The organism is Streptomyces lonarensis (genome assembly GCF_012033735.1).
GTDB classification, from domain to species: domain Bacteria; phylum Actinomycetota; class Actinomycetes; order Streptomycetales; family Streptomycetaceae; genus Streptomyces; species Streptomyces lonarensis.
Genome location: NZ_JAAVJD010000329.1, coordinates 1 through 4,599, shown reverse-complemented (window position 1 = coordinate 4,599; position 4,599 = coordinate 1). Strand labels below are relative to the sequence as shown.

Annotated in this window: 4 protein-coding genes; 3 read left to right on the top strand and 1 reads right to left on the bottom strand. The window is 75.6% G+C overall.

Translation table 11 applies throughout. The features are described from left to right. Positions 1-242 precede the first annotated feature (242 nt). Together HCN56_RS23870 and mnmA are read left to right on the top strand one after the other, a co-directional pair. On the top strand, positions 243-1,412 hold the full coding sequence (locus HCN56_RS23870; protein WP_167974470.1) for a cysteine desulfurase family protein: 1,170 nt from the start codon (positions 243-245) through the stop codon (positions 1,410-1,412). Positions 1,413-1,503: 91 nt separating this feature from the next. Continuing rightward, positions 1,504-2,631, top strand: a complete 1,128-nt coding sequence (gene mnmA, locus HCN56_RS23865) for a tRNA 2-thiouridine(34) synthase MnmA (RefSeq protein ID WP_167974468.1) — start codon at positions 1,504-1,506, stop codon at positions 2,629-2,631. 110 nt (positions 2,632-2,741) lie between these two features. Here the strand turns inward: mnmA and HCN56_RS23860 are convergent, their stop codons facing one another. Next, on the bottom strand, positions 2,742-3,551 hold the full coding sequence (locus tag HCN56_RS23860) for a carbon-nitrogen hydrolase family protein (protein WP_167974466.1): 810 nt from the start codon (positions 3,549-3,551) through the stop codon (positions 2,742-2,744). Between the two features lie 56 nt (positions 3,552-3,607). On the opposite strand from HCN56_RS23860, the gene HCN56_RS23855 reads away from it, so the two are divergent. Further along, positions 3,608-4,297, top strand: coding sequence for an SDR family oxidoreductase (locus tag HCN56_RS23855; protein WP_167974464.1), 690 nt, complete (start codon positions 3,608-3,610; stop codon positions 4,295-4,297). Positions 4,298-4,599 lie beyond the last annotated feature (302 nt).

The window sequence follows — 4,599 nt, the reverse complement described above, 5'->3', positions numbered from 1 at the left end:
CTGCTGAGCCGCGCGCCGCCGCGCCGCCGTCGCCGGTGTCGGCCGCGGGGCCCGCGCCGTCGCCGGCGACCCGATCGCCCCGTCCGCCGTCGCGGCCGGGACGAGGCGTGTCGCGCTCCGGTTGCCTGTCCATTGCTCCTCCGGTCCTCGGCCCGAACAACGCCACCGCGGCCGCCACGGTTCCCCGGCCCGCTCGGGCGCCCTGCACCCGGCGGCGCGGGGCTCGTAGAATCGGCCGCACGATGCCGTACTTCGACCACGCCGCGACCACCCCGATGCTGCCCGAGGCCATCGCGGCCATGGCCGCCCAGCTGCCACTGACCGGCAACGCCTCCGCGCTGCACGCCGCGGGGCGGCGCGCCCGGCGCACCGTCGAGGAGGGGCGCGAGCAGTTCGCCGCGGCCGTGGGCGCCCGGCCCAGCGAGGTCGTGCTGACCTCCGGCGGCACCGAGGCCGACAACCTCGCCGTCAAAGGACTCTACTGGGCCCGCCGGGCCGCCGAACCGCGCCGGGTGCGCGTGCTGGCCACCCCGGTCGAGCACCACGCCGTGCTGGACGTCGTGCAGTGGCTCGGCGACCACGAGGGCGCACGCATCGAGTGGCTCCCCGTCGACCACCTGGGCCGGGTCCACCCCGAGACGCTGCGCGAGGCCATTGCCCGTGAGCCGGAGGACGTCGCCCTGGTCACCGTCATGTGGGCCAACAACGAGATCGGGACGCTTCAGCCCGTCACGGAACTCACCGCGGTGGCCGCCGAGTACGGGATTCCCGTGCACTCCGACGCGGTGCAGGCCGTGGGCCAGGTCGAGGTCGACTTCGCCGCCTCCGGCCTCGCGTCGATGGCGGTCTCCGGCCACAAGATCGGCGGGCCCTACGGGGTCGGGGCGCTGCTGCTCGGACGGGAGTGGAGCCCCACACCGGTGCTCCACGGCGGCGGTCAGGAGCGCGACGTGCGTTCCGGAACGCTCGACGTGCCCGCCGTCGCGGCCTTCGCCGTCGCCGCCGACGCCGCGACGGCCCGCCGAGAGGCCTTCGCACGCGATGTCGGCGCCCTGCGCGACGACCTCGTCGAGGCCGTCCGGTCCGCCGTCCCCGACGCGGTGCTCAACGGCGACCCGGACCCGGCGGGCAGACTCCCGGGCAACGCCCACTTCGCCTTTCCCGGCTGCGAGGGCGACTCCCTGCTGCTGCTGCTGGACGCCCAGGGCATCGCCTGCTCCACGGGCTCCGCCTGCACCGCCGGGATCGCCCAGCCCAGCCACGTCCTGCTGGCGGTCGGCGCGGACAGCGACCTGGCCCGGGGGACGCTCCGGTTCTCGCTCGGGCACACCTCGACGCGCGAGGAGGTCGCGGCGCTCGCGGCGGCGATCGGGCCGGCCGTGGAACGCGCACGGGGCGCCGGACTGAGCTGACCACCCCGGAGACAGGTCGGGCCGCGGCCCGTCGCGGCCGGGCGCACCGCCGCCCGGCACGGCGCGCGCGGCCCGTACCCTGGAACGCGTTATGACTGCCACTCCCCGTTTGCGTGTCCTCGCCGCGATGTCCGGCGGGGTCGACTCCGCCGTGGCCGCCGCCCGCGCCGCCGAGGCCGGCCACGACGTCACCGGTGTCCACCTGGCGCTCTCCGCCAACCCCCAGTCGTTCCGCACCGGCGCGCGCGGGTGCTGCACCCTGGAGGACTCCCGGGACGCGCGCCGCGCCGCCGACGTCATCGGCATCCCGTTCTACGTGTGGGACCTCGCCGAACGCTTCCGTGAGGACGTCGTCGACGACTTCGTCGACGAGTACCGGGCGGGCCGCACCCCCAACCCCTGCCTCCGCTGCAACGAGCGCATCAAGTTCGCGGCGCTGCTCGACCGTGCCCTCGCTCTCGGCTTCGACGCCGTCTGCACCGGCCACTACGCCAGGATCGTCACCCGGCCCGACGGCGAGCGCGAGATGCACCGCGCCTCCGACGAGGCCAAGGACCAGTCCTACGTCCTCGGGGTGCTGGACGCGCGGCAGCTCGCGCACGCCCTGTTCCCGCTCGGCGACACCCTCACCACCAAGGCCGAGATCCGTGCCGAGGCCGAACGGCGCGGCCTGGCCGTCGCCAAGAAGCCCGACAGCCACGACATCTGCTTCATCGCCGACGGCGACACCCAGGGGTTCCTCGCCTCCCGACTCGGCGAGGCCGAGGGCGACATCCTGGACGAGGACGGTGAGCGGATCGGGACCCACCAGGGCGCCCACGGCTTCACCGTCGGACAGCGCAAGGGACTGCGGATCGGCCGGCCCGCCCCCGACGGCAAGCCGCGCTACGTGCTCGACATCTCACCCGTCGACAACACCGTGACGGTCGGCCCCGCGGAGTCCCTCGACGTCCGTGCGCTGACGGCCATCAGGCCCCGCTGGTGCGGCACCCCGCCGCAGGGGCCCGCACGCTACACGGCGCAACTGCGCGCCCACGGCGACGAGACACCCGTCACCGCCGTGCCCGCGGGCGAGGAACTGCACGTCAGCTTTGACGCGCCGGTGCGCGGCGTCGCCCCCGGCCAGGCCGTGGTCCTCTACGACGGCACCCGCGTCGTCGGGTCGGCCACGATCGCGGCGACCCGTCGCACCCCCGACGACGCCCCGGCCGGCCGCTGAACCCTCCCGGCGGCCGCACGCCCCGGGGCGGCCGCACGGTCGCCATGTACGCCGTGGGTCGGCGGTCGGCGGTCGGAGCGCACCGCGCCCCGGCCGCCGACCGCGCCCGGTCACCCGGGCAGCACGTCGATGCGGCGGTTGGTCAGCACCGGGACGGCGTGCCGCGCCTCGTCCACCGTCTTCTCCGGGTCGACCTCCACCGTCACCAGCCCGGGCTCGGCGCCGAGGCGGCCGACCACCTCGCCGAGGGGGGAGACAACCATGCTGTGACCCACGCCGGTCGGCGCCTTGGCCGACGGGGTCACCCCCACCGAGTGCGGGTCGCCCTGATCGCAGGCCGCCACCCAGCAGGTGCTGTCCAGCGCCCGGGCCCGCACCAGCACCTCCCACTGCTCGATCTTCCCCGGCCCCGCCCCCCACGAGGCGGGCAGCAGCACCACCCGGGCGCCGTCCTCCGCGAGCTGCCGGAACAGCTCCGGGAACCGCACGTCGTAACAGGTCGCCACCCCGATGGTGGTCCCGTCGAACGGCACCGTCACGGCGCGGTGGCCGGGCGCCACCGTGTCGGACTCCGCGAAGCCGAACGCGTCGAAGAGGTGCAGCTTGTCGTAGTGGGTGTCCACCCCGCGTCCGGTGATCAGCACGGTGTTGTTGACCCGGCCGTCCGGGGCGGGCGTGAACATGCCGGCCACCAGCAGCAGCCCGGTGCGTTCCGCGACCTCCCGCACCCCGTTGGCCCAGGGACCGTCCAGCGGCTGGGCGACGGGTCCCAGCGGAATCCCGAACCGGGCCATCGCCGCTTCGGGGTACACGACCACCTCCGCCCCCTCCTCGGCCGCCCGCTCCGCCTGCTCGGCGATCACCCGGAGGTTGTGCTCCGGATCGGTGCTCGACACCAACTGACTCAACGCGATTCGCATGCATGCCTCCCTCACCCCTCTCTACCACGCATGACGCGGTGGGGAATCATGGCGACATGGCTACTCATGTGATCACCGGCGCCGGGTCCGGCATCGGCGCGGCACTCGCGGAACGACTCGCCGAACGCGGGGACGACCTCTGGCTCTGGGCGCGCGACGCCGGCCGCGCCAAGGAGCTCGCCTCCCGCTTCCCCGGCGCGCGCACCCTCGTGGGCGAGCTGTCCGACCCCTCACGCCTGTCCTGGGCACTCGGACACCAGCAGCTGCCCGACCGGATCGACTCGCTGCTGCACGTCGCCGGCGTCGTGGACCTCGGCGGGGTCGGAGAGCTGACGCCCGCCGCCTGGCAGCACCAGCTCGCCGTCAACCTGGTCGCCCCCGCCGAACTCACCCGCCTGCTGCTGCCGCAGCTGCGGCTGACCCGCGGCCACGTGGTCTTCGTCAACTCCGGGGCCGGGCTGCACGCCCACCCGCAGTGGGGCGCGTACGCCGCCAGCAAGCACGGGCTGAAGGCCCTGGCGGACTCGCTGCGCGGCGAGGAGCAGCCCCACGGCGTGCGCGTCACCTCCGTCTACCCCGGCCGCACCGCGACCCCGATGCAGGTCAAGGTCCACCAGCAGGAGGGCAAGGAGTACGACGCCGCCCGCTGGATGACCCCGGAGTCGGTCGCCACCACCGTGCTGACCGCGCTCGACCTGCCGCGCGGCACCCACCTCACCGACCTGACGGTCCGGCCCACCGGCTGACGCCACCGCACGGGGCGGGGTCGGGGCCGCCCCGTGCGGGGTAGGCGCACCGCCCCGTGCGGGCGGCCGCCCGCTCCCGAGCCCCGCTGGTGCCTGCTCCCGGTCCCTGCCCGCCCGCCCCTGCGGTCGGTTGACCGCCCCGTGCGGCGCGTCTGAGACTCCGCCCCGTGCGGCCCGTCCGCATCTGCCCCGCCCGGCTCCGCACGGGGCGACGCGCGGCGCGTTCCCGCGTCGTCCGCGACGCCGCCGCACGGGAGGCAGCGCCGCCCCGTGCGCGAGCCGGGTGCCGGCCCGCGCAGGGC

Bases quoted from the DNA above. Each gene is read 5' to 3' on its own strand.
- HCN56_RS23860 (WP_167974466.1), bottom strand. From the start codon at position 3,551: ATGCGAATCGCGTTGAGTCAGTTGGTGTCGAGCACCGATCCGGAGCAC.
- HCN56_RS23855 (WP_167974464.1), top strand. From the start codon at position 3,608: ATGGCTACTCATGTGATCACCGGCGCCGGGTCCGGCATCGGCGCGGCA.
- mnmA (WP_167974468.1), top strand. From the start codon at position 1,504: ATGACTGCCACTCCCCGTTTGCGTGTCCTCGCCGCGATGTCCGGCGGG.
- HCN56_RS23870 (WP_167974470.1), top strand. From the start codon at position 243: ATGCCGTACTTCGACCACGCCGCGACCACCCCGATGCTGCCCGAGGCC.